Here is a 23,837-nt window from a genome sequence, read left to right on the forward strand (position 1 = left end):
TCCATCCAGGAGTCACCATGAAACGCAGACTAGCCCTTAAGCAACTGACCGCCGTGAGCCTGTTGGCCATGACCGGATGGATGCCGCAGGTTCACGCCGCCGAGGACACCATCAAGGTCGGCATCCTGCATTCGCTCTCGGGCACCATGGCCATCTCGGAAACGTCGCTCAAGGACGTGGCCCTGATGACCATCGACGAGATCAACGCCAACGGCGGCGTGATGGGCAAGAAGCTCGAAGCCGTGGTCGTCGACCCCGCGTCGAACTGGCCGCTGTTCGCCGAGAAGTCGCGCCAGCTCCTGGCCCAGGACAAGGTGGCCGTGGTCTTCGGCTGCTGGACCTCGGTATCGCGCAAGTCGGTGCTGCCGGTGTTCAAGGAACTGAACGGCCTGCTGTTCTACCCCGTGCAATACGAGGGCGAAGAGCTGGAGAAGAACGTGTTCTACACGGGCGCCGCGCCCAACCAGCAAGCCATTCCCGCCGTCGAATACCTGATGAGCGAAGACGGCGGCGGCGCCAAGCGCTTCGTGCTGCTGGGCACCGACTACGTCTACCCCCGCACCACCAACAAGATCCTGCGCGCCTTCCTGCATTCCAAGGGCGTGAAGGACAGCGACATCGACGAGGTCTACACCCCGTTCGGCCATTCCGACTACCAGACCATCGTCGCCAACATCAAGAAGTTCGCCACGGGCGGCAAGACCGCGGTCATCTCCACGATCAACGGCGACTCGAACGTGCCCTTCTACAAGGAACTGGGCAACGCGGGGCTGAAGGCCACCGACGTGCCGGTCGTCGCGTTCTCGGTGGGCGAAGAGGAACTGCGCGGCGTGGACACCAAGCCGCTGGTCGGCCACCTGGCCGCCTGGAACTACTTCCAATCCGTCAAGAACCCCGTCAACGACGCGTTCATTGCCAAGTGGAAGGCCTACGCCAAGGCCAAGAACCTGCCCAACGCCAACACGGTCGTGACGAACGATCCGATGGAAGCCACGTACATCGGCATCCACATGTGGAAGCAGGCCGTCGAACAGGCCAAGACGACCGACGTCGATAAGGTGATCGCGGCGATGGGCGGCCAGAAGTTCAACGCGCCCGACGGCTACACCATCGAGATGGACAAGACCAACCACCACCTGCACAAGCCCGTCTACATCGGTGAGATCAAGGCGGACGGTCAGTTCAGCGTGGTCTGGAAGAGCAAGGGCCCGATCCGTGCGCAGCCGTGGAGCCCGTACATCCCGGGCAACGAAGGCAAGCAAGGCCTGTAGTCTCAACATCAAGGAAAGGGCAGCCATGCGCATCGCGGCAATCGCACACTTCTTGCGTCGTTTCCTTCTGGCATGGCTGCTGGCCGTGCCGGCGATGGCCGCGCCCGCGGCCGCCGCCGGCGTGGACCCCGCCCTGCTTGCGCCGCTGGCCGGCGACGACACCGACGCCAGGCTGCAAGCGATTGCCGCGCTGGGCCAACTGCCCGATCCGGGCGCCGCGGCGGTGCTGCAGGCGCTGGGTAGCGACCAGCTCTACGCCACCGCCGACGGCCGCGTGCTGATCGGCACGAGCGGCACGCGCGCCACCGATCCGTCCACGGGCGCGGCCGTGGACCTGCCTGCGGATGCGGGCACGATTTCCATCAACAACCGCCTGCGCCGCGCCATCGAGGCCGCGCTGGCGGGATCGCGTCTGTTCTCCGACAACGCCAATGAACGGCTCGCCGCGGCGCGGCGGCTGCAGCAGACGGGCGACCCCGCGCGCCTGCCCATGCTGGAAAAGGCGCTGGCGGCTGAAAAGAACGAGGCCGTGCGCGACGCGCTGCTGATCGCGCAGGCCAATCTGGAACTGAAAAGCGAAGACCCCGCAAAGCGCCGCCACGCCGTGCAAGTGCTGGGCGACACCCAGAACGCCGCGTTCCGGCCCACACTGGCCGCCCTGACGCAGGAGCGCGACGGCACGTACGCAGAACCCGATGCCGGCGTGCGCGAGGCGGCGGCCAACGCGGTCAAGCAGATCGACCGGCACCTGGCCACGATCGAATGGGCGGGCAATCTGTTTTACGGCGTCAGCCTGGGCAGCGTGCTGCTGCTGGCGGCGCTGGGTCTTGCCATCACCTTCGGCCTGATGGGTGTCATCAACATGGCGCATGGCGAGCTGCTGATGATCGGCGCCTACGTGACGTATGTGGTGCAGACGCTGTTTCGCGCGTGGCTGCCGGGCTGGCTGGACTGGTACGTGGTGGCCGCCCTGCCGCTCGCGTTCGTCGTGACGGCGCTGGTCGGCATGGCGCTGGAGCGCACCGTGATCCGCTGGCTGTATGGCCGCCCGCTGGAGACGCTGCTGGCCACCTGGGGCATCAGTCTGATGCTGATGCAGGGCGTGCGGTCGCTCTTCGGCGCGCAGAACGTCGAGGTCGGCAATCCCAGCTGGATGTCGGGCGGCGTGAACGTGCTGGGCGGCCTGGTGCTGACGTACAACCGGATCGTCATCATCGGCTTCGCTTTCTTTGTGGTCTTTCTGGTGTGGGCACTCTTGAACCACACGCGGCTGGGCCTCTTTGTGCGCGCCATCACGCAGAACCGGCGGATGGCCGACTGCGTGGGCGTGCCGACCGGCCGCATCGACATGCTGGCCTTCGGCCTGGGCTCGGGCATCGCCGGGCTGGCGGGCGTGGCGCTCTCGCAGCTTGGCAACGTCGGGCCCGACCTGGGCCGCGGCTACATCGTGGACTCGTTCATGGTGGTGGTGCTGGGCGGCGTGGGCCAGCTGGCCGGCACGGTCATCGCCGCGCTGGGCCTGGGTGGCGTGAATAAATTCCTGGAGCCTTACGCGGGAGCTGTCATGGCCAAGATCACCATCCTGGTGCTCATCGTGCTGTTCGTCCAAAAGCGGCCGCAAGGCCTGTTTGCCCCCAAAGGCCGGAGCGTCGAATGAAACAGACCGCGCTGACCGACCTGAACCTGCTGGCACGCCGCCCGCTCTTCTCTGGCCGGGTGTGGGCCGCGCTGGCTGCGGGAGTTGTCCTGCTGGCCCTCCTTCCGCTGATGAATCTGTGGTTTCCGCCGGGCCATACGCTGCACGTGTCGGCCTATGCCGTGGCTTTGCTCGGCAAATTCATGTGCTACGCGATGGCGGCGCTGGCGCTGGACCTGGTGTGGGGCTATGCGGGCATCCTGTCGCTGGGCCACGGCCTGTTCTTTGCGCTGGGCGGCTACGCGCACGGCATGTACCTGATGCGCGCCATCGGCCGCGACGGCGTCTACCAGAGCGACCTGCCCGACTTCATGGTGTTCCTGGACTGGAAGACTTACCCCTGGTATTGGTCCTTCACCGAACACTTCTGGTACGCGATGCTGCTGGTGGTGCTGGTGCCCGGCGTGCTGGCCTTCGTGTTCGGCTACTTTGCGTTCCGCTCGCGCATCAAAGGGGTGTACTTCTCGATCATCACGCAGGCGCTGACCTTTGCCGCGATGCTGCTGTTCTTTCGCAATGACACGGGCTTTGGCGGCAACAACGGCTTTACCGACTTCAAGCGCATCCTGGGCTTTGACATCACCGCGCCCGGCACGCGCGCCACGCTCTACTGGGTGACGCTTGCCGCGCTGGCCGGCGCGCTGATCCTGGCGCGCGCGGTCACGCAAAGCAAGCTGGGGCGCGTGCTGACCGCCGTGCGCGACGCCGAGAGCCGCGTGCGCTTCATCGGCTACGACCCGCTGGGCTTCAAGCTGTTCGTGTGGACGCTGTCGGCCGTGCTGTGCGGCATCGCGGGCGCGCTGTACGTGCCGCAGGTCGGCATCATCAACCCGGGAGAGATGTCCACCGAGAACTCCATTGAAATGGTGATCTGGGTGGCCACGGGCGGGCGCGGCACGCTGATCGGTCCCATCATCGGCGCGGGCGCCGTCAACGGGCTGAAGACCTGGTTCACCAGCGTGCTGCCGGAATACTGGTTGTACGCGCTGGGCCTCATCTTCGTCCTGGTGACGCTGTTCCTGCCCACCGGCATCGTGGGCCTTGCCCGCCGCATCGCGGCCCGCTTCCAGGAGAAGAAGGCATGACCACCACGCACACCGAATCGGCCATGCTGGACGGCGGCCCCAGCGGCGACGCCGGCTACGGCCGCGTCAGTCCCAAGGGCCTGGACACCAGCCACGGCGCGATCCTGTACCTGGAAGGCATCACGGTCAGCTTCGACGGCTTCAAGGCGCTGAACGACCTGACGCTGGACATCGGCGTGGGCGAGCTGCGCTGCATCATCGGCCCCAATGGCGCGGGCAAGACCACGATGATGGACGTGATCACCGGCAAGACGCGGCCCACGTCCGGCACGGCCTACTTTGGCCAGAGCATCGACCTGACCACGCTGAGCGAGGCGCAGATCGCGCACGCCGGCATCGGCCGCAAATTCCAGCGCCCCACGGTGTTCGAGCAGCACACCGTGTTCGAGAACCTGGAGCTGGCCATGAAGACGGACAAGCGCGTGCGCCCCACCCTGTTCTCGCGGCTGTCCAGCGAACAGGCCGACCGGATCGGCGAGACGCTGGACCTGATCCGGCTGCGGCCCGAGGTCTGGCGCCCCGCGGGCCTGCTGTCGCACGGGCAGAAGCAGTGGCTGGAGATCGGCATGCTGCTGATGCAGGAACCACAGCTGCTGTTGCTGGACGAACCCGTGGCGGGCATGACCGACGCCGAAACCGAACGTACCGGCGAGCTCTTGAACGAACTGCGGGGCCGCCATTCCCTGATGGTGGTGGAACACGACATGGACTTCGTCAACCAGATCGCGGGCGACGGCAAGGTCACCGTGCTGCATGAAGGGTCCGTGCTGGCCGAGGGGCCGATGAGCCGCGTGCAGGCCGACCCGCGCGTGATCGAAGTCTATCTGGGGCGCTGAACATGCTAGACGTAAGCACGATCGACCAATACTACGGCGGCAGCCACACCCTGCGCGGCGTGTCGCTGTCGGTGCGCCAAGGCGAATGCCTGGCACTGCTGGGCCGCAATGGCGTGGGCAAGACGACGCTGCTCAAGTGTGTGATGGGCGTGCTGCCCGTGGCGCGCGGCGGCATCACGTTCGACGGCGCCGACATCACCCGCCTGGCGCCGCATCAGCGCGCCGCGCGCGGCATGGCCTATGTGCCGCAGGGCCGCGACATCTTCGCGCGGCTGACGGTCGAAGAGAACATCCTGATGGGCATGGCGACCAAGCCCGCGGCCCGGGCCCGCCGCATCAAGGAAGAAGTCTTCGAGCTGTTTCCCGTGCTGAAAAGCATGTTGTCGCGGCGCGGCGGCGACCTGTCGGGCGGGCAACAGCAGCAGCTGGCCATCGCGCGGGCGCTGGTGGCCGAGCCCAAGCTCATCATCCTGGACGAGCCCACGGAAGGCATCCAGCCGTCCATCATCAAGGACATCGCGCGCGTCATCCACATGCTGCGCCAGCGCGGCGACATCGCGATCCTGCTGTGCGAGCAGTATTTCGACTTTGCGCGCGAATTGGCCGACCAGTTCGTGGTGCTGTCGCGCGGCGAGGTGGTGGCCCGCGGCGGGCGCGATGCGATCGACGGCGAGGACGTGCGGCGGCATCTATCGGTTTGAGGGGCGGCGCGGCGCTAATCGTTGGGCGCCGCGGATGGACTATGCTCCGGGTCTTGCAGCATGCATTTGCATCGCGCATCGGCATTACGCAACACCCGAACAGGAGCCCTCATGTCCGACGTCACCATCTACCACAACCCCAAGTGCGGCACCTCGCGCAACACGCTGGGCCTGATCCGCAACGCGGGCATCGAGCCGCAGGTCGTGCTGTACCTGGAAACGCCGCCTTCCCGCGACACACTCAAGGCGCTGTTCAAGCAGGCTGGCATCAGCGTGCGCGATGCGCTGCGCGAAAAGGGCACGCCGTATGCGGAGCTGGGTCTGGACGACACGTCGCTTTCGGATGACGCGCTGCTAGATGCGATCGAACAGCATCCCATTCTTTTGAACCGCCCCTTTGTGTCGACGCCGCTGGGCGCGAAGCTGTGCCGGCCGTGCGAACTGGTGTTGGATATTCTTCCGTCCCCGCAGCAAGGCGCGTTCGCCAAGGAAAGCGGCGAGCCCGTCATCGACGCGCAAGGCAATCGCATCCAGAAGTAAAAGCGGCCGCATCCAAGCGCTTTGCAAGGGAATTGACGGGTACGGTCATTACCATCGCGGCAACCGAATCATTACGCCGAGATGACGTGTCATGGATTTCCTGGAAAGCTTCAACCAGTCCCTTTTTCTTTTTATCAATGCCGACCCCGCCACGCCCGCGTGGCGGATCCACGCCGCCATGCTAGTGGCAAACAAGCTCATCCTGCTGATTCCGGGTGTCATGGCCGCCGTGTGGCTGTGGGGCAGACAAGCCCAGCGCAGCCTGATGCTCAAGGCGCTGGCCAGCGTCGCCGTGGCCCTGGGGCTCAGCTACGTGTGCGGCGCGCTATGGCCGCATCCGCGTCCCTTCGTGATCGGCCTGGGTCACGTCTTCTTCGCGCACAAGCCCACGTCGTCTTTTCCCAGCAATCACACGATCATCATCGCCGCCTTCGCCTTCGCGCTGATCCTGGACAGGCGCTGGGCGGGATGGGGCTGGCTGGCGTTGGCGGGCGCCTTGCTCGTGGGGACGTCGCGCGTGTATCTGGGCGTGCATTTCCCGCTGGATATCGCGGGCGGATTGCTGCTGGCGCCCTTGGCTGCGGCCATCACGGTTCCGGTGTGGCAACGCGCGGGCGAACCGCTGACGGGGGTGGCGCAGGAGGTGTACCGCAAGGTGCTGGCCCTGCCGATTGCGCGCGGATGGATCCGGGCGTAACGGTGGCCGCGACGGCCGTCGCGGCCACCCTGCCCCTCAATTGATCGCGACCTTGGCTTCCTTGACCAGCTTCGCGTAATTTGCCGTATCGGCGCCGATGCGCGCCTTCATCTCCGCGGGCGTGTCGCCGATCGGCACCGCGCCGATCTCGGCCATGCGCCGCGTGAAGTCCGGCGAACGGATGATCTTCACCATCTCGGCATTGAGCCTGTCGACCACGTCCTTGGGCGCCGCCGCGGGCGCCAGCACGCCGAACCACGTGCCCATGTTGAACGGCTTCAGACCCGCCTCTTCCATTGTCGGCACGTCCGGCAGCGCGGCCGAACGCTGGTTCGTGGTCACGGCCAGCGCGCGCAATTTTCCGCTCTGGATGTGCGCAAGCACCGGGGTGATGGTGTCGAACGACATGTCGATCTGCCCGCCCAGCAGGTCGGTCGTCAGCGGCCCGCTGCCCTTGTACGGCACATGCAGGAGCTGCACGTTGCCCGCGCGCTCGAATTGCGCGCCAATCAGGTGCTGGCCCGTGCCCATGCCGTTGGATCCGTAGGTCAGCTTGCCGGGCGAGGCCTGCGCCAGCTTCAGCAGCGAGGCCACGTCCTTGGCTGGCAGTTTGGGATTGACGACCAGCACATTCGGCACGAGCGCCACGGTGGTGACCGGTGCGAAGTCCTTCTGGAAGTCGTAGTTCAGGTTCTTGTAGACGCTGGTGGCGATGGTGTGATGCACCGCGCCCATCAGCAGCGTGTAGCCGTCCGGCGCAGCCTTGGCCACGTAGTCGGCGCCCAGCGTCGACCCCGCCCCCGGCTTGTTCTCCACCACCACCGGCTGGCCCAGACTCTTGGCCAGCTCTTGCCCCAATGCGCGCGCCAGCACATCCGTCGTGCCGCCGGCCGGAAACGGCACGACGAGGTTCACCGGGCGGGACGGATAGGACTGCGCCTGGGCGCCGCCCGCGAATGAAACGCCGATCAGGCAGGCGAGCGCCAAGGCGCGCGTCGTCATCGCTTTCTTTTGCATGATTTGTCTCCTGACTACGAATGAGCTTCGCTTGTTGTTGTGTTGCCCGGTGCGGGCAGGGTGTCAGACACCGACACCTGTGCATGGAGTCTGCACCCGGAATCCCGCTACGCCGCCTTGGCCTGTGCCGATTCCGCCAGCTTTGCGCAGACCGCCTGGGTCACCTGCTCGGTCGTCGCGCGCCCACCCAGATCGCCGGTATGCAGCGCGGGATCGGCGGTGACGCTTTCGATGGCCTGCATCAGCCGTGCAGCCGCTTCGGTTTCGCCCAGGTGCTCCAGCAGCATCACCACCGACCAGAATGTTCCGACCGGATTGGCCAGCCCCTTGCCCATGATGTCGAAGGCCGAGCCGTGGATGGGTTCAAACATTGACGGATAGCGCCGCTCGGGATCGATGTTGCCGGTGGGCGCGATGCCCAGGCTGCCGGCCAGCGCCGCGGCCAGGTCGCTCAGGATGTCGGCGTGCAGGTTGGTGGCGACGATGGTGTCCAGCGAGGCGGGGCGATTGACCATGCGCGCGGTGGCGGCATCGACCAGTTCCTTGTCCCAGGTCACGTCCGGAAACTCGCGGCTGACCTGCACGGCGATCTCGTCCCACATCACCATGGCATGGCGCTGCGCGTTGGACTTGGTGACGACGGTCAACAGCTTGCGCGGCCGCGACTGCGCCAGCTTGAACGCAAAGCGCAGGATGCGCTCGACGCCGGCGCGCGTCATGATCGATACGTCGGTCGCGGCCTCGATGGGATGGCCCTGATGCACGCGGCCGCCCACGCCGGAGTATTCGCCTTCGGAGTTCTCGCGCACGATTACCCAGTTCAGCTGTTCGGGCGTGCAGCGCTTGAGCGGCGCGTCGATGCCCGGCAGGATGCGCGTGGGACGCACGTTGGCGTATTGGTCGAAGCCCTGGCAGATCTTCAGGCGCAGGCCCCACAGCGTGATGTGATCGGCGATGTCGGGGTCGCCCGCCGAGCCGAACAGGATCGCGTCCTTGTCGCGCAGCGCGTCCAGCCCGTCGGCCGGCATCATGACGCCATGCTTGCGGTAATAGTCCCCGCCCCAGTCGAAATCCTGGAACTCGAAACGCAGCCCGCCCTGGGCCGCCAGTTCCTGCATGACGCGCTGGCCGGCGGGAATTACTTCCTTGCCGATGCCGTCGCCGGGGATGGTTGCAATGCGATAGGTCTTCATGGTGCCAGCGCTCCGTGCGGAATAGTCTGCTGGCACTGTACCGAGCGCGGCGCGTGGCGCACGCGCCCAAATTCACAACATTTTCAACCTGAAGTTGAAAGTGCGGAATGGGTCGGCGACGGCGGCTGCGCGCTGCGCCAGCCCGCCTCGTGCGCCAGCAGCCAGCGCTTGCGGGCAAGGCCGCCGCCGTACCCCGTCAGCGCGGCGTTGGCGCCGATCACGCGGTGGCACGGAATCACGATGCCCACCGGATTGGCGCCATTGGCCAGCCCGACGGCGCGCACCGCCGTGGGCCGCGCGATCCGCGCCGCAAGCGTGCCGTAGCTGATGGTGCAGCCGCCGTCGATGCCGCGCAGCGCCCGCCAGACCTGCTGCTGGAACGGCGTGCCGCCGAAGGCGACCGGAAGATCCGTGATGGCGCCTACATCGCCGTCGAAATACGCTTGCAGCGCGCGGCTAGCCTGCGAGGGCTGCGCGGCGCTCTGCAGTTGCACCGCGCCCCGGCCATACTGCCGCTGCAACAGCAGGTGCATGCGCGATTCGTAGTCTTCCCAGTCCACGGCGCGCAGGTGGTCCTGCGCATCCGTCAGCACGAGCATCCGGCCGATGGGCGTAGGCACGCGTTCGAGCAGAAAGGTCTGTATGGGCATGACGCCGCTCCGGGCTAGGGTTTAAGCCGCCAATATAGACCTGCGGCCCGACCGTGCGCTGGCGGTTTTCGGACAGCTGTGTGACATTCACATCCCCGTCCGAAATCCGCTAGATCTCGTCCGCCCGGCGGCGTTAGCATCGCCTCATGAACCTGAACCACGATGCCTGCTACAGCGCCATCCAGGTGCGCGACGCCCGCTACGACGGCCGCTTCTTCACGGCCGTGAAAACCACGCGCATCTACTGCCGGCCGGTCTGCCCGGCGCGCACGCCCCTGTCCAAGAACGTCACGTTCTTCTCGACCGCCGCGGCCGCGCAAGAGGCAGGTTTCCACCCCTGCCTGCGCTGCCGTCCGGAAACGGCGCCCGAACTGAGCCCTGGCCACGAACTGCCGGCCGGCGTGGCGCGCGCGCTGCAGCGCATCGAACTGGGCGCGCTGGACGAGGCCGGCGTCGATGTGCTGGCGCAGCGCCTGGGCATCGGCGAACGGCAGTTGCGCCGCCAATTCCGCCAGCATCTGGGCGCCTCGCCCGTCGCGTTCGCGCAGACGCGCCGCGTGCTGCTGGCCAAGCAGCTTATCCATGAAACGCAGCTTCCCATGGCCGAGATCGCGTTCGCCGCCGGCTTCGGCAGCATCCGCCGCTTCAACGAGGTATTCCTGGACCTGTTCGGCCGCGCGCCCGGCGAATTGCGGCGTTCAGGCAAGCCGGAAGTGCCCGCGGGACGGGACGGAGAAATCAAGCTGTTGCTGCGTTATCGCCCGCCCTACGACTGGCAAGCCATGCTGGCCTTCCTGCGGGTGCGCGCCATCCAGGGGGTGGAATCCGTAACCGGCGACACCTATGCGCGCACCATCAGCCTGGACGGCGCGCAGGGCACGGTCACGGTCCGGCCGGGCGCCGGCGACGCGCTGCACGTGACGGTGCGCTTTCCCCGCCTGCAATCGCTGCCCGCGATCATTGCGCGCCTGCGCCGCGTCTTTGATCTGGCCAGCGACCCCACGGCCATTGCCGCGCAGTTTGCCGCCGATCCGGTCATGACGGCGCTGATGCAGGCGCGGCCGGGCTTGCGTGTGCCGGGCGCATGGGACGGGTTTGAACTCGCCATCCGCGCGGTGCTGGGTCAACAGATCACGGTGGCCGCGGCCATCCGGCTGGCCGGCAAGCTGGTGGCGGCTCACGGCGCGCCGCTGACGCAACCGGACGGTGCGCTGACGCATGTGTTCCCCGAGCCCGCAACGGTGGCCGCCGCCGAGCTGGCATCGCTGGGCATGCCGCGCAGCCGCGCGGCGACGCTGTCGGCGGTGGCCGCGGCCGCCGTCGCGGACCCGCATCTCTTTGACGCCGCCGTCGATCTGGAAGACGCGGTGCGGCGGCTGCGCACGATACGCGGCGTGGGGGAATGGACGGCGCAGTACATCGCGCTACGGCAACTGCGCGAACCGGATGCGTTTCCGCATGCGGACATCGGCCTGATCCGCGCACTGGAAAAGCTGGAATCCCGGCCCTACACGCCCGCGCAGCTATTGGCGCGGTCCGAGGCCTGGCGGCCGTGGCGCGCCTATGCGGCGCAGCACCTTTGGACGGCCTGACCCCGGCATGGGCGGCCGGCCTTTACCAACGCCCCTCCGAGCCTTCGCCAAAGTACGCCACCAGAAAGTCCACGAACACGCGCACCTTCGCGGACAGGTGATGCCGTTCAGGAAACACCGCGTAGATGTCCGCCTGCGGCAGCGCATAGTCTTCCAGCACCTGCACCAGCCGGCCGCTGCGCAGGTAGCGGGCCAGATCCCATTCGGCGCGTTGCAGGATGCCCAGGCCCGCCAGCCCCCAGGTCAGCGTGACCTCGCCGTCGTTGCTGCTGAGATTGCCGCGCACCTTTACGGTTTCGCTGCGCCGGCCCCGGGTGAACCGCCACAGGCCATAGGCCGCCTCGTTCTGGCGCAGCACGATGCACTGATGCCGCGCCAGGTCGTGCGGCGTGGCCGGCATGCCGTGTTTCTTCAAGTAACCGGGCGACGCGCAGACCAGGCGGCGGTTGGGCGCGATCTTGCGCGCAATCAGGCTGGTGTCGGGTAGATCGCCGAAGCGCACGGCGACGTCGAAGGCCTCGCGCACGAAGTCGGCGGGCCGGTCGGTCAGCTGCAATTGCAGCGAGACCTCAGGGTATTTCTGCGCGAATTCCGCGATGGCAGGCGCGATGTAACTGCGCCCGAAACCGAGCGGTGCATTGACCTTGAGCAGCCCGCGCGGCGCGGCCTGCCGGCTGGCGATGAGCGCATCCAGATCGTCGATTTCGCCCAGGATGCGGCGGGCGTTTTCCAGGTAGACCTCGCCCTCGGCGGTAAGGCTCAGGCGCCGCGTGCTGCGGTTGAACAGCCGCACGCCCAGCCGCGCCTCGATCTGCGCCAGCCGCTTGCTGACCGCGGCGGGCGTGACGTCGAGTTCACGCGCCGCGGCCGACATGCCGCCCGCGCGCGCAAGTTCCACCACAAGAAGCAGCTCGCCGGAATGGCCCATCAGCGGGGACCGGCCGCTCAGTCGCGGAAGTTCTCGAACTGCAGCGGCAGGTCGACGTCGGTCTTTTTCAGCAGCGCGATGGCAGTCTGCAGGTCGTCGCGCTTTTTGCCGGAAATGCGCAGCTTGTCGCCGTTGATCTGCGATTCGACCTTGAGCTTGGCGTTCTTGATGGCGGCAATGAGCTTCTTGGCGACGGGCTGTTCGATGCCCTGCTTGATCGTGACCTTCTGGCGGGCGCCGCCCAGGTTTTCGAGCGGGTCGGCCACATCCAGGCAGCGCACGTCGATGCCGCGGGCAGACAGGCGGCCGCGCAGGATGTCCAGCATCTGCTTGAGCTGGAACGCGCTGGAAGCGACCTGGGTCACGACGAAGCCTTCGAGTTCGAACTTGGCGTCCGTACCCTTGAAATCGAAGCGCGTGGCCAGTTCGCGGTTGGCCTGGTCGACGGCGTTGGCCAGTTCGTGTTTGTCGACTTCGGAGACGACGTCAAAAGTAGGCATGACACGGGATCCTGTGAAAATTGGCGGAAAAATGCAATGCCCGCCATTTTACCGGCCTCGCGCGCGGCGTCACGCCGTCATGCCATCACCACCAGCAGGCGCTCGGGTTGCAAGGGATGCGGCATGACGTGGGCGTCGATGCCGTACGCCAGGAACAGGTTCCGCGGGGTCAGCACCTGCGCGGGCGTGCCCGCCGCGATGGCGCGGCCGCCGCACAGCAGCAACAGCCGGTCGCACCAGCGCGCCGCCAGGTTCATGTCGTGCAGGATCACCAGTACCCCTGTATCGCCGGCGTGGGCCAGGCCCGCCGCCACGCGCAGCAGATCCCCCTGGTGCTTGGGGTCCAGGCTGGCGGTGGGTTCGTCCAGCAGCAGATAGCGCGGTTCGCCCTGCCCGCGCGCCGCCTTGCACTGCACCAGCACCCGGGCGAATTGCACGCGCTGCTGCTCGCCGCCGGACAGCTCGGGGTAGCGGCGCGCGCGCAGATGCGCCACGTCGGCCCAGCCCAGCGCCTGCTCCACCAGCGCGTCCACCTGCGCGGGCGACAGCTCCGGAAACGGATAGGCGCCCATCCCCACCACCTCGCGCACGTCCAGATCGAAGCTGAGCCCGGGCTTTTGCGGCAGCACGGCGCGCAAGCGGGCCTGCTGGCGGTGCGCCAGCCGCCGCACGTCGGCATCGCCCAGCCGGACCGTGCCCGAATCGGGCGGCAGTTCGGACGACATCGCCCCCAGCAGCGTCGACTTGCCCGCGCCGTTGGCGCCCAGCAGGCCCACCACTTCGCCGGGCCGCACCGCCAGCGACACCTTGTCCAGGATGCGGTTGCCCCCGCGCGTCAACACCAACTCATCCGCCGCGAGCATCATCCATGCCTCCGGCCGCGCGCCAGCAGCCACAAGAAAAAGGGGCCGCCCACCAGGCTGGTCACCAGCCCGATCGGCAGCTCGGCTGGCACGACGGCCACGCGCGCCAGCCAGTCAGCCAGCGTCAGCGCCAGCGCGCCGCCCAGCACGCACGCGGGCAGCAGCCAGCGGTGGTTGGCGCCCAAGGTCATGCGCACCAGATGCGGCACGACCAGGCCCACGAAGCCGATGCCGCCGGTTGCGGCCACCAGCGGGCCCACGATCAGCGCGCACGCCAGCACCAGTTGCGCCCTGACCCGCTTGAGCGCATAGCCCAGGTGCTGCGCTTCACGTTCGCCCAGCAGCAGCGCGTTCATCACCCGCCACTGGCGCATCAGCCACCAGGACATCGCCAGCACCCACGGCCCAAGAAAGGCCAGCAGCGTCCAATTGGCGCCGGCCAGGCTGCCCATGGTCCAGAACGTGAGGTCGCGCAGTTGCGCATCGTTGGCCACGAACGTGAAGAGACCAATCATCGCGCCCGCCACCGCGTTGATGGCGATGCCCGCCAGCAGCAGTCCCGCCATGCCGGGCACGCGCCGACCCAGCGTGTACGCGCAGAAGGTGGCAAGCAGGCTACCCGCAAAGGCGGCCGGAGCCAGCACCCAGAAGCCGCCCGCGGTCAGCACGATGGCGGCCACCGCGCCCAGCGATCCGCCCGCCGAAATGCCGATGAGGCCGGGCTCGGCTAGCGGATTGCGAAAAAGCGCCTGCATCGCCGCGCCCGATATGGCAAGCGCCGCGCCCGCCACCATCGCAAACAGCACCCGGGGAAGCCGGATGTCGATCAGAACATTGCGCCACAGCGCATCGTCCGGCGCGGGATTGCCAAACAGCAGCTCGGGCATGTCGCGCAGCGGAATCTGCACCGCGCCGCTGGCGCTGGCGGCCAGCGCCACCCCCACCAGCACAGCGCCCAGCACGGCCAGCGCCAGCGGTGCCGAGACGCGCTTTCTTGCGCTAGCGCCCCATGACACCGGCCGCCTCCCGCTTGAGTTCGGTCAGCGCCAACGGCAGGCGCGGGCCCATGCCCAAGAGGAGCAGGTCGTCCATGACGATCACGCGCTTGCGCGCCGCGGCGGGCGTGGAAGCCAGGCCGGGCAGCGCCAGCAGCTTATCCACACCGCCGGACGCTTCCAGCGACGTGCGCGTCACCACGATGATCTCCGGCGCCAGCGCGCTGACGGCCTCGGCCGAAAGGGGCTTGTAGCCGTGCTGGTCCTTGAGCACATTGGCCAGGCCCGCCATCGTCATGACCTCGTTGGCCGCCGTGCCGCCCCCGGCGCCCTGCAGCGTGCCCGTGCGGTTGATGACCAGGATCGCGCGGGCGCCGGTGGCCGCAATTGCCTCGACCGCCTTCAGGTCGCGCGTGATCTCGGTCACCAGCGCGTCGCCCGCCGGGGCTACGTCCAGCGCCTCGGCGATGTTGCGGATGCGGGCCTTCAGCGAGTCCACTGACGGCGCATCGGGCACCGTGACGATGCGCACGCCGACGTCGCCCAGGCGCTTGAGCGCATCGGGCGGGCCGGCCTGCTCGGACGCCAGGACCAGATCCGGCTTGAGCGCCAGCACGCCTTCCACCGGCACCGCACGGTAATAGCCGACGCGCGGCAGCTTGGTGGCGGCCTCGGGGTACAGGCTGGACAGATCGTCCCCCACCAGCTTGCCGCCCTGCCCGAGCCGATACACGATCTCGGTCACACTGCCGCCCAGCGTCACCACCCGCGTCGCCACCCGTTCGGGCGGCGCCGCGTGCGCGCCCGCCGCCAGGAACCAGGCCGCCACTGCCAACCATTTCTTCATCGCTTTCGTTTCCTTATGCGCTCAACGCTCAGGCGGCCAGCGGCGCGCTGCACAGGCCAACCATCAGTTCGCGCCATTGCGGGATTTCCGGCTGACCGGGCTTGCGTTCGCCAAAGAACTGCACGATCAGGTCGCCCGTGCTGGCGTACACCTCCAGCGAGGTGACCCACCCGTCCGTCGTGGGCTTGTTAACCACCCACGCCGAGGCGATCGCAGTGGTGTCCAGGTGCAGGTTGAACTTCGGATCCAGCACGTTGAACCACGGCCCCGTGCGGCGCAGCGACTGCACCGGTCCGGAATGGATCTGGATCATGCCGCGGTTGCCCACGAAGCACATGATGCGCAGGCCCGATTCCGAGGCGGCCTGCAGCATCCGCTCGACGGCGTCGCCCGGCACCGGCTGCGCCAGGTCTTCGCCCGCGGCCGACAGCGCCGCCAGGCGCGACACCTTGAACTTGCGCAGGAGCGGGAAGAACTCGTGCGTGTCCTTCATGGCCAGCCAGGCCTCGCGCCAGGCCTGCGGGTCCTCGACCTGCGCGGCGTCCGCGGGCGGCGCGTAGGTTTCCGTGACGGGCCACTGCGCCTGGCCCGCAAATCGCGCAACCAGCGCGTCCCACGCGGCGGCATCCGTGCCGTCGGTGCGGTAGACCTTGTGCACGGCCACGCCCGCGCCATCGAAGAATTGCAGGCTGCGGCGGCCGTCCTGCTCGACCGACCAGGCCGACTTCCAGGCGGTAAAGAAAACGCGCAGGTCGATGTCCGGCCCCAGCACCAGGCCTACCGGACCGTCGGCCTGGATGTCCTCATACCGGCCGTGGCGCTCGTGCACACACCAGTCGTTGCGCGTCAGCGCCATGACCTCGCCCAGCGTGCCCAGCTCGCGGAAGATCTCTTGCGGCGTGCCAATGAGCGCCGTCGCCTGCACGCCGCCACAGCCCGCGGCCACCCATTCAGCCTCGGACACGCCGTGGGCTTGCGCCAGATTGCGGGCGCGCAGCCCGGGTTGCGAGGCGGCCAGCGCCTCGTTGCGGGCGCGCAGTTGCTCAGCGCGGGTGGTGAAATCGGTAGTCGTCATCGTAGGCCCTCCGGCCAGTGCAAAACACATTGCTGAAAACCGCCGCCGGGTCCGGTCAGCGCCGAATGGCGGCGGACCGAACTCAATATTGATACGTCAGCGAGACGCGCACGCTGCGTCCCGGTTCCGTGTACCAGTCCACCGCGCGCGGAATTGCGGTGGCGCCGGCGGTCGGCACATTGATGGCCTCCCAGTACTTCTTGTCGAACAGGTTGAAGACGCCCGCCTGCACCTGCAGGCCCTTCACCGCGGCCGGACGCCAGTAGCCCATCAGGTCGACCACGCCATAGCCCGGCGCCTTGAAGTCGGGATTGGGCGCATCGGCAGACGCCTCGGGGTACTCGACCTTGTTGCGCTGCATCGCCGTGGTGAGCATGGCGTCCACGCCCCACACGTCGCGGCCGTACCCCACGCCCAGCACCGCCTTCAATGGCGCCACGGAATTCAGGTACTGCCCCGTGCCCTCGTCCTTGCCCACTGCCCACGCCAGCGAACCCCACGTGCGCCAGCCCGGCGCGAACTTCCAGTGCGCGCTTGCCTCGGCGCCGTAGATGCGGACCTTGGCACGGTTGACGTTGCCCGTCACGCCCAGCGGATATTGGCCTGTCCAACCGGGCTGCCACTGCGGCGAACTGGCGTTCAGCGGCACATCGCCATCGATAAAGTTCTGATAGCGATTATCAAAGAACGATACTGCACCGCCCAGGTCGTCGGAACCGAGCTTGGCACCCAGCTCCCAGCCCTTGCTGGTCTCCGGTTTCAGGTACGGATTGCCCACACGCAGATAGGTGCCCGGGCCGCCATAGTTGGTGTAGAGCTGCGTGGCGCTGGGCGCCTTGAAGCCGTAGGCGTACTGCGCATAGAGGCTGAGCTGCTCGGCCGCCCGCCACGTGCCCAACAGCTTGGGCGAGAAGCGGCTGCCGCTGTTGCTGGGCGGCAGCGCGCCCGCGTTGGGATTGCTTTCGTAGCCGGCCGTGGACTGCGGCCTTTGCTCGTAGTGGTCATAGCGCAAGGCGGGAGCCAACGTGTAGCGCCCGTCGGCAAAGCTGAACTCGTCCTGCACCCACAGCGCCCACTGGTCGCCCTTGGATTGCGGCACGTCGGCCTGGTTGGTATGCAGCATGTCGCACGCACGCGGACCGAAGGGCGCCGGCATGCCAGGGCGGAGCACCGGGCAATTGTCGTAACCGCTGGAATTCTGCTCGGTCTTGTTGCCGTACCACTCGCCGCCGAACGACCAAAGCTGGGACACCGATGCGCCCGCGATGCGCTTGGTCAATTCCGTGCTGGCGCCAAAGAGCGTCTGCTGGATCGAGTTGCTGCGGCCATAAGGCCCGTTGGGAAAGCCGTAGCGGAACGGATCGCCCGGAATAATGCGAGCACGCGAGTCGACGCCGCGGATGCCGGTGAGCGAGTTGTCCAGGCGCACGCGCTGCCAGTACACGACGGCGTGGGCCGTGTCGATGAGGCTGCCCGAGTCCGGCGCCGTGTACGTGTAGTCGAACGACACCCGCTCGCGTTCGGTTTCCTTGCGCGTGCTGTTTTCGCCGATGAGGTAGCTGGTGCCGGGGCCTTGCTCCCACATGTTGTCGATGTCGGCATTGCGTTTGAAGTATTCGCCCGTCAGGCCGAACAGATGCGCACCGTCCACGCGCTGCTGCAGCTTCAGAAGGAAGCTGCGCTGGTCGTAGTCCTCGGGGCTGGGCTTGCTGCGGGTGGCGCCGTAGCCGCCGACGTCGCCCCGGTTGTCCAGCTCGTGACCGTTGCGCACACCCGCCTGCACCAGCCAGAACGTGTTGCTATGGATCTGGCCGGCCAGCGCGGCGTTGGCGCCCCAGCTGTTGTCGGCCGAGTCGTAGTCGGTCTTGGCAAGCGCCCCGAAGGTCTTGCCATCGCTCAGCAAGTCCGCGGGATTCAGCGTGTGCAGGTCGGCGATGCCCGAGATGGCGCCGGAGCCGCCGCCGGTCGCGTCCGCGCCGCGCACGATGTCCAGGCGCGACAGGCTGTTGAAGTCCACGGCCTCCAGGCCGCCCTTCACGCCGCGCGCGCCGTCGTCCAGCCAGGGCAGGCGGATGCCGTCCACGCGGGTCAGCACGCGGTCCTGGTCCAGGCCGCGGATGTTGATGCTGTTGGTCGTGCGATTGAAGTTCACGCCAGGTTCGGCGCGCCGACCCAGGTCGGTCCAGTTCCGGATCTGCAAATCGTCCATGCGGCGGCGGTCGGTGCTGGTGTCCCAGGCTGGCGTGACAGCGGCGGCCTCGCCGTCGATCCGCACTGGCGCAAGCTGCGTCACGCCGCCCTGCGGCAGCGCTTGCAACACGAAGACGCCCGCGCTGCGTTCCTGCACGCCCAGTCCGCTGCCAGCCAGGAGACGCGAGAACCCATCATGCACGGAATAGGCCCCCTGCAATCCCGCGGTGCGCCGTTGACCCACTAGCGCCGCATCGAACAGCACGGTCACGCCGGCGCTGTCCGCAAAGCGCGGCAACGCATCCGCCAGCGCCCCGGCCGGAATGCTGTAGCCGCGCATGCCGGCCTGCGCCGCCGCGGCCCCCTGCGCCTGCGCGGCGGACATCGGCAGCATCGCGGCGGATGCCGCGCACAAGGCCAGCGCCGCGTGCACGGCGGCGGTCAGACGGGTCAGCCGGCATTGCGCGCCTCGGGCTGATCGGGAGCCGCTTGCGCGGCCGGCGGGGTAGTAAGCCATGGTCGTCCTTTCGATCCAACAGGTATCGGCATCCGTGTGCCCATACAGACCATGACCCTCGTGAATTCAAAACCGGACAACAATGTTCGAAAAAATTCCGGTGCGCTGAAAATCGCGCCCGCCAACACGACGCGCGAGCGGCCTGCCATGTCTTCGCCCGGCCTCATGCCGCGGCGTCGCGCGGCAGGATCGTCACCCAATACGGCGTGCGATAGCGCACCTGCACGGGCAGGGTCGCGGGCAGCGCGGCGAGCACCGCATCGGTGTCGTGCAACTGGAACGCGCCAGAAATGCGCAGGTGCGCGATGTCGGGATCGCAGCGCACGATGCCCTGGCGGTAGCGGCCCAGTTCGGCCGCAAAGGCATCCAGCCGCAACGCACTGGCGTACAGCACGCCGCGCAGCCAGTCGCTGGCGTGCGGGTCCGCGGGCGTGGCCACGGCCACGGACCCGGGCGACAGCTGACTCTGCTCGCCGGCAGACACGTCGACGTAATGCCCAGGCTGCCCGGTGCTCGCGACGCGCACGCGCCCTTCCTGCACGCTGAGCTGACAGCGTCCCCCCTCCTGGCGCACGCAGAAGCGCGAGGCCTGGGCTTCGATATCGCCCAGCCGCGTGCGCACGATGAACGGGCGCGGCTGGCTGGCGGGATCGGCCACCGCGTGCACGGCGATCTCGCCGCCGCGCAAGCGCAGTAGCCGCGTCGCGTCGTCAAACAGCACGTCGACTGCGCTGGAGGTGTTCAGGTGCAACGTCGACCCGTCGGCCAGCATCACGTCGCGCCGCTCGCCCGCGGCGCTGCGGTAGTCCGCGCGCCAGTCCAGGGGATCGGTCCGCCATGCGGCCCAGCCTGCCGGCCCCGCCACGATCAGGGCGATCAGCGTCTTCAGGGCGGCGCGGCGGGACTTCAGGTCCGGGCGATTCAGCGTCGCCATGCCCAGCGCCGACGGAATCAACCCGAAACGCGCGTTCACGCGCTGCGCCCGCTGCCAGGCATGTTCGTGCTCGGCCTTGCTGGCGCGCCATTGGGCGCAGGCATGGACGTCGGCGTCGGTGGCGCGTTCCGAGCTCAGGCGCAACAGCCAGCGCGCGGCCTCGCGCGCGACGTTGCGTTCGACAGCAGGCAGTTCGCCCGCCGGATCGGCCTGCGCGCTCACATCACCGCCATGATGCATTGCTCGAGTCCCTTGGTGATGTAGCGGTGCACGGTGCGCAGCGACACATCGAGGCGGCTGGCGATCTCGGCGTGGCTCAGCCCCTCCAGCTGCGCCATCAGGAACGCCTGGCGGGCGGGCAGCGACAGGCCAGCCAGCATTTCTTCGATCTCCTGCAGCGTTTCCAGAATGATGAGGCGCTGCTCCGCGGACGGCGCCAGCGCCTCGGGCATCAGCGCAAGCGCCTCCATGTAAGCCTGCTCGACCGAGCGGCGGCGATGGTGGTTCAGCAGCAGGCGCTTGGCGATGGTGGTCAGGTAGGCGCGCGGTTCACGCAGCGCATCCAGTTCGTGCCGGTGGCGCAATACGCGCACGAACGTGTCCTGCGCAAGATCGGCGGCATCGAAGCTGTTGCCCAGCTTGGCGCGCAGCCAGCCATGCAGCCATCCGTGATGGGCGCGGTACAGCAGGTTGACGGCGTCGCCCGAGGCGAGCACGGAATTCGGCACGGATGGCTCCCTGACTCACAACTGCAAAAATCACAACTACAAATAGAAATCAATCTCATTCTAAATGCAAAACCATGATCCAGGTCAAGTCCGCGCGTCGGCTTCGCGCCATATATCATCCCAACGACACGCGCCGCCTTCCGTGGCGCCGATTTCTACAGGCTGATCCCCATGCTCTACGCCGTCCTGCAGTTCGTCCACGTCATGGCCGTGATCCTTTGGGTGGGCGGCATGCTCTTTGCCCACTGTTTTCTGCGGCCGGCGGCCGCCAAGCTGGAACCCCCGGTGCGGTTGCCGCTCATGGCGTCGGTGCTGGGGCCGTTTCTGAACGCCGTGCTGGCGGCCATCGTTCTGATTCTGGTGACGGGCGCCTGGATGATCGGAGCGTCAGCCAGCCAGGCCGCCCAGACCGGCGGCGCGTTCTTCATGCCCCGGAACTGGACGCTGATGGCCAGCGGCGGCATCGTGATGATGGCGATCTTCGGCCACATCCGCTTCGCGCTGTACAAGCGGCTGGCCGCGGCCGTGGCGGCGTCCGACTGGCCGGCGGGCGGCCGGGCGATGGCCGGCATCCGGCGCTGGGTCGGCGTGAACCTGCTGCTGGGCATCGCCATCGTGGGCGTCATGTTCCTGGGGTAGCGACGGGGCGTGCCGCCCCAGGACCGATCGGACAATTGCCGGTTGCCATCAGAAATCTTGGCCTTGGTGCAATACGCCGTACATCCCCGTTGGCCACACTGCGCATGACTCTCGCGGGTCACGTCCACAACAACAGGGAACACCCATGATCAAACGCGCATTGCATCTGGCCGCCATCGGCCTTCTCGCCGCCACCGGCGCCGCCCAGGCCGAGCCCATCGACAACAGCGCCCTCGCCCAACCCGGGTTCCGTGCGCACAAGGCCACCTACGGCGTGGTTTACCGCCTGCCGGCCGAGGTCAACGCCATCCTGGACGCCAAGGTCAACGGCACCCTCAAGCAGGACCTCATCGCGCTCGGCCTGAAGACCGAGGCCGACACGCCCAACCTGCCGCACGTGACCGTGGTCCACATCCATAACGCCGATCCGCAGACGCCCGCGCGCATGCTCGAGGCGCTGCCCAAGCCGCCCGGACCACTGCCCGTGACCCTGAAGACCTTCTATCCCACCGAGGCCGCCAAGGGCGCGGGCCATCCGTGGTGGCTGGACCTGGGCGTGGTCAAGAGCGGCCAGGGCTTCGAGGACATGATGCGCTACAACACCGTGGCCACCGCCGCCCTTGCCCCGCTGCGCGACGGCCCGCTGCCGCGCGTGACGGGCCCGGTCTACGCCAAGATGAGCGACGCCGGCAAGGAGCTGGTCAAGACGCTGGGCGTAAGCGGCGTGAACACCGTGCAGGACGGCAAGGAAGTGCGCGCGCACAACCCGCACACCACGCTGGTCTACAGCATGACGCCCTACGACGCACGCATGCAGGAAGCCATGAAGGCCGAATCGGACAAGTTCAACGCCGTGCTGCCCGACGGCATCCAGACCACGTTCAAGGATGTCTCGATCGTGGAGATCGGCTTTGCCGGCAACGTCGTGCGCGAGATCTACCGCGTCAGCCTGGAGGACGGGTCGGTGCTGGACGTCGCGTCAGGCAAGCCGGTCCGCAATTAGGCCGGGCAGGTAGGCAGGCAGCGTTGAAGGTAGGGGACGATCGGCGGCAGACTGTTCCCGCCTGCTGCCATTTCATGGCAGTATTGCGCCGTCCGCCCCGCGCCCGCCCCCCATGTCCCGCACTGAACGCCTCCTGGACCTGCTCCAGACCCTGCGCCGCCACCGCCTGCCCGTCAGCGGCCATCGGCTTGCGGCCGAAATGGGCGTCAGCCTGCGCACGCTGTATCGCGACATCGCCACCCTGCAATGCCAGGGCGCGGAGATCGAGGGAGAACCCGGCGTGGGCTACGTGCTGCGGCCCGGCTTCATGCTGCCGCCGCTGATGTTCAGCACCGAAGAGATCGAAGCGCTGGTGCTGGGCACGCGCTGGGTGGCGCGCCGTTCGGACGAGCGCCTGGGGCTGGCCGCCAGCAATGCGCTGGCCAAGATCGGCGCGGTGCTGCCGCAGGAATTGCGCGACGAGCTCGACGCCATCCCGCTGCTGGTCGCGCCCAGCGCCGTGGCTGTCACGGATCGCGTGGACGTGTCGCTGATCCGCCAGGCGATCCGCGGCGAACAGAAGCTGGAAATCACGTACCGCGATGACAAGGGAGCCGACTCCAACCGCATCATCTGGCCGTTCGCGCTGGGATTTTTCGACAGCGTGCGACTGGTGATGGCCTGGTGCGAACTGCGCGGAGACTTCCGGCATTTCCGCACCGACCGCATCGCGACGCTGACGGTTGCGGGCCGATATCCCAAGCGCCGCCACATCCTGCTCAAGGAGTGGCGCGCGCTCGACCACGAGGCCCGCAAGAATTGATATCGACTACTGCCAAAATCTGACAGTACCCCTGCCTATCATGAGCGCATTCCCCCCTGGAGCGCATCATGTCAGACACCAATTTCGTCATCCTGTATGTGGAAAAGCCGCAGGCCAGCGCCGCCTTCTATAGCGCGCTGCTGCAGCGCCCGCCGGTCGAATCCTCGCCCACGTTCGCGCTGTTTGCGCTCGACTCCGGATTGATGCTGGGATTGTGGTCGCGCTACACCGTGGCGCCCCCCGCGGCCGGGCGCGGCGGCGCGTCCGAACTGGCATTCACCGTGGCGGATGCCGACGCGGTCAACCAGCGTCATGTGGACTGGAGCCTGCGCGGCCTGCCCATCCTGCAGGCGCCGACCGACATGGACTTTGGCCGCACCTTTGTAGCGCTGGACCCCGACGGCCACCGCCTGCGGGTTTTCGCCCCCGCGCCGGAACCGGCCGCCGTCCGGACAGAGCGTGCGGTCGCCGCCGTTTGAAGAAATCTTGACGGCCGTATTGGCGGCAAACGGCCGCGCCCATGAGCGCGGCCGCCGAT

Annotated in this window: 24 protein-coding genes; 12 read left to right on the top strand and 12 right to left on the bottom strand. The window is 67.6% G+C overall.

All coding sequences use genetic code 11. From position 1 onward, the window contains the following. The first annotated feature begins 17 nt into the window (after positions 1-17). From urtA to HV786_RS04040, 7 genes are all read left to right on the top strand, one after another. A complete protein-coding gene (gene urtA / locus HV786_RS04010) occupies positions 18-1,271 on the top strand; it encodes an urea ABC transporter substrate-binding protein (protein WP_128827272.1) in 1,254 nt (417 codons plus the stop codon). Between the two features lie 25 nt (positions 1,272-1,296). Then, positions 1,297-2,928 (top strand): urea ABC transporter permease subunit UrtB, encoded by a 1,632-nt coding sequence (urtB, locus tag HV786_RS04015; RefSeq protein ID WP_175210056.1) that lies wholly within the window; start codon positions 1,297-1,299, stop codon positions 2,926-2,928. Then, a complete protein-coding gene (urtC, locus tag HV786_RS04020) occupies positions 2,925-4,052 on the top strand; it encodes an urea ABC transporter permease subunit UrtC (RefSeq protein WP_128827271.1) in 1,128 nt (375 codons plus the stop codon). The genes urtB and urtC overlap by 4 nt, the downstream gene beginning before the upstream one ends. Beyond that, complete coding sequence (gene urtD, locus HV786_RS04025) at positions 4,049-4,888, top strand: urea ABC transporter ATP-binding protein UrtD (protein WP_108696601.1); 840 nt, start codon at positions 4,049-4,051, stop codon at positions 4,886-4,888. Before urtC ends, urtD begins: the two co-directional genes overlap by 4 nt. Positions 4,889-4,890: 2 nt before the next feature. Further along, complete coding sequence (gene urtE / locus HV786_RS04030; protein WP_128827270.1) at positions 4,891-5,589, top strand: urea ABC transporter ATP-binding subunit UrtE; 699 nt, start codon at positions 4,891-4,893, stop codon at positions 5,587-5,589. A 111-nt stretch (positions 5,590-5,700) separates the two neighbouring features. Beyond that, positions 5,701-6,129 (top strand): arsenate reductase (glutaredoxin), encoded by a 429-nt coding sequence (gene arsC / locus HV786_RS04035; protein ID WP_128827269.1) that lies wholly within the window; start codon positions 5,701-5,703, stop codon positions 6,127-6,129. A 91-nt stretch (positions 6,130-6,220) separates the two neighbouring features. Next, positions 6,221-6,826, top strand: a complete 606-nt coding sequence (locus HV786_RS04040) for a phosphatase PAP2 family protein (protein ID WP_128827268.1) — start codon at positions 6,221-6,223, stop codon at positions 6,824-6,826. Positions 6,827-6,862: 36 nt separating this feature from the next. Here the strand turns inward: HV786_RS04040 and HV786_RS04045 are convergent, their stop codons facing one another. From HV786_RS04045 to HV786_RS04055, 3 genes are all read right to left on the bottom strand, one after another. Continuing rightward, a complete protein-coding gene (locus tag HV786_RS04045) occupies positions 6,863-7,843 on the bottom strand; it encodes a Bug family tripartite tricarboxylate transporter substrate binding protein (protein WP_128827267.1) in 981 nt (326 codons plus the stop codon). A 107-nt stretch (positions 7,844-7,950) separates the two neighbouring features. Continuing rightward, the gene (locus tag HV786_RS04050; protein ID WP_128827266.1) at positions 7,951-9,036 is read right to left on the bottom strand and encodes a tartrate dehydrogenase; all 1,086 of its coding nucleotides are present in this window, start codon (positions 9,034-9,036) and stop codon (positions 7,951-7,953) included. 83 nt (positions 9,037-9,119) lie between these two features. Next, a complete protein-coding gene (locus tag HV786_RS04055) occupies positions 9,120-9,686 on the bottom strand; it encodes a methylated-DNA--[protein]-cysteine S-methyltransferase (RefSeq protein ID WP_175210058.1) in 567 nt (188 codons plus the stop codon). Between the two features lie 146 nt (positions 9,687-9,832). Here HV786_RS04055 and HV786_RS04060 point away from each other — a divergent pair, with 146 nt between their 5' ends. After that, positions 9,833-11,278 carry an AlkA N-terminal domain-containing protein gene (locus tag HV786_RS04060; RefSeq protein WP_175210060.1) on the top strand — a complete coding sequence of 482 codons (1,446 nt, stop codon included), beginning with the start codon at positions 9,833-9,835 and terminating at the stop codon, positions 11,276-11,278. 22 nt (positions 11,279-11,300) lie between these two features. On the opposite strand, the gene HV786_RS04065 is transcribed toward HV786_RS04060, so the two are convergent. The 9 genes from HV786_RS04065 to HV786_RS04105 form a co-directional block, all read right to left on the bottom strand. After that, the gene (locus HV786_RS04065; protein WP_128827264.1) at positions 11,301-12,206 is read right to left on the bottom strand and encodes a LysR family transcriptional regulator; all 906 of its coding nucleotides are present in this window, start codon (positions 12,204-12,206) and stop codon (positions 11,301-11,303) included. Between the two features lie 17 nt (positions 12,207-12,223). Continuing rightward, positions 12,224-12,706, bottom strand: coding sequence for a YajQ family cyclic di-GMP-binding protein (locus tag HV786_RS04070; protein ID WP_056326426.1), 483 nt, complete (start codon positions 12,704-12,706; stop codon positions 12,224-12,226). Positions 12,707-12,783: 77 nt separating this feature from the next. Then, complete coding sequence (locus tag HV786_RS04075) at positions 12,784-13,572, bottom strand: heme ABC transporter ATP-binding protein (RefSeq protein ID WP_175210062.1); 789 nt, start codon at positions 13,570-13,572, stop codon at positions 12,784-12,786. Further along, a complete protein-coding gene (locus HV786_RS04080) occupies positions 13,569-14,543 on the bottom strand; it encodes a FecCD family ABC transporter permease (RefSeq protein WP_420809626.1) in 975 nt (324 codons plus the stop codon). The genes HV786_RS04075 and HV786_RS04080 overlap by 4 nt, the downstream gene beginning before the upstream one ends. Before the next feature lie 25 nt (positions 14,544-14,568). Then, positions 14,569-15,411, bottom strand: coding sequence for a heme/hemin ABC transporter substrate-binding protein (locus HV786_RS04085; RefSeq protein ID WP_128827263.1), 843 nt, complete (start codon positions 15,409-15,411; stop codon positions 14,569-14,571). Between the two features lie 28 nt (positions 15,412-15,439). Then, positions 15,440-16,486, bottom strand: coding sequence for a hemin-degrading factor (locus HV786_RS04090; RefSeq protein WP_128827262.1), 1,047 nt, complete (start codon positions 16,484-16,486; stop codon positions 15,440-15,442). Positions 16,487-16,568: 82 nt separating this feature from the next. After that, positions 16,569-19,193 (bottom strand): TonB-dependent receptor, encoded by a 2,625-nt coding sequence (locus HV786_RS04095; RefSeq protein ID WP_175210064.1) that lies wholly within the window; start codon positions 19,191-19,193, stop codon positions 16,569-16,571. Positions 19,194-19,356: 163 nt separating this feature from the next. Beyond that, the gene (locus HV786_RS04100) at positions 19,357-20,367 is read right to left on the bottom strand and encodes a FecR domain-containing protein (protein WP_175210066.1); all 1,011 of its coding nucleotides are present in this window, start codon (positions 20,365-20,367) and stop codon (positions 19,357-19,359) included. Next, complete coding sequence (locus tag HV786_RS04105; protein ID WP_062838694.1) at positions 20,346-20,855, bottom strand: sigma-70 family RNA polymerase sigma factor; 510 nt, start codon at positions 20,853-20,855, stop codon at positions 20,346-20,348. The genes HV786_RS04100 and HV786_RS04105 overlap by 22 nt, the downstream gene beginning before the upstream one ends. A gap of 171 nt (positions 20,856-21,026) precedes the next feature. Between HV786_RS04105 and HV786_RS04110 the strand changes: the two genes are divergently transcribed. The 4 genes from HV786_RS04110 (at position 21,027) to HV786_RS04125 (ending at position 23,778) form a co-directional block, all read left to right on the top strand. Then, the gene (locus tag HV786_RS04110) at positions 21,027-21,494 is read left to right on the top strand and encodes a CopD family protein (protein WP_175210068.1); all 468 of its coding nucleotides are present in this window, start codon (positions 21,027-21,029) and stop codon (positions 21,492-21,494) included. A 145-nt stretch (positions 21,495-21,639) separates the two neighbouring features. Continuing rightward, the gene (locus tag HV786_RS04115; RefSeq protein WP_128827261.1) at positions 21,640-22,497 is read left to right on the top strand and encodes a hypothetical protein; all 858 of its coding nucleotides are present in this window, start codon (positions 21,640-21,642) and stop codon (positions 22,495-22,497) included. Positions 22,498-22,609: 112 nt separating this feature from the next. Then, positions 22,610-23,299: a helix-turn-helix transcriptional regulator gene (locus tag HV786_RS04120; RefSeq protein ID WP_128827260.1), complete on the top strand. Its 690-nt coding sequence runs from the start codon at positions 22,610-22,612 to the stop codon at positions 23,297-23,299. Positions 23,300-23,367: 68 nt separating this feature from the next. Continuing rightward, entirely contained in the window at positions 23,368-23,778 is a 411-nt protein-coding gene (locus HV786_RS04125) for a VOC family protein (protein WP_056326395.1), read from the top strand. The last annotated feature ends 59 nt before the right edge of the window (positions 23,779-23,837 follow it).

Source organism: Achromobacter mucicolens (assembly GCF_902859725.1).
GTDB classification, from domain to species: Bacteria; Pseudomonadota; Gammaproteobacteria; order Burkholderiales; family Burkholderiaceae_B; genus Achromobacter; species Achromobacter mucicolens.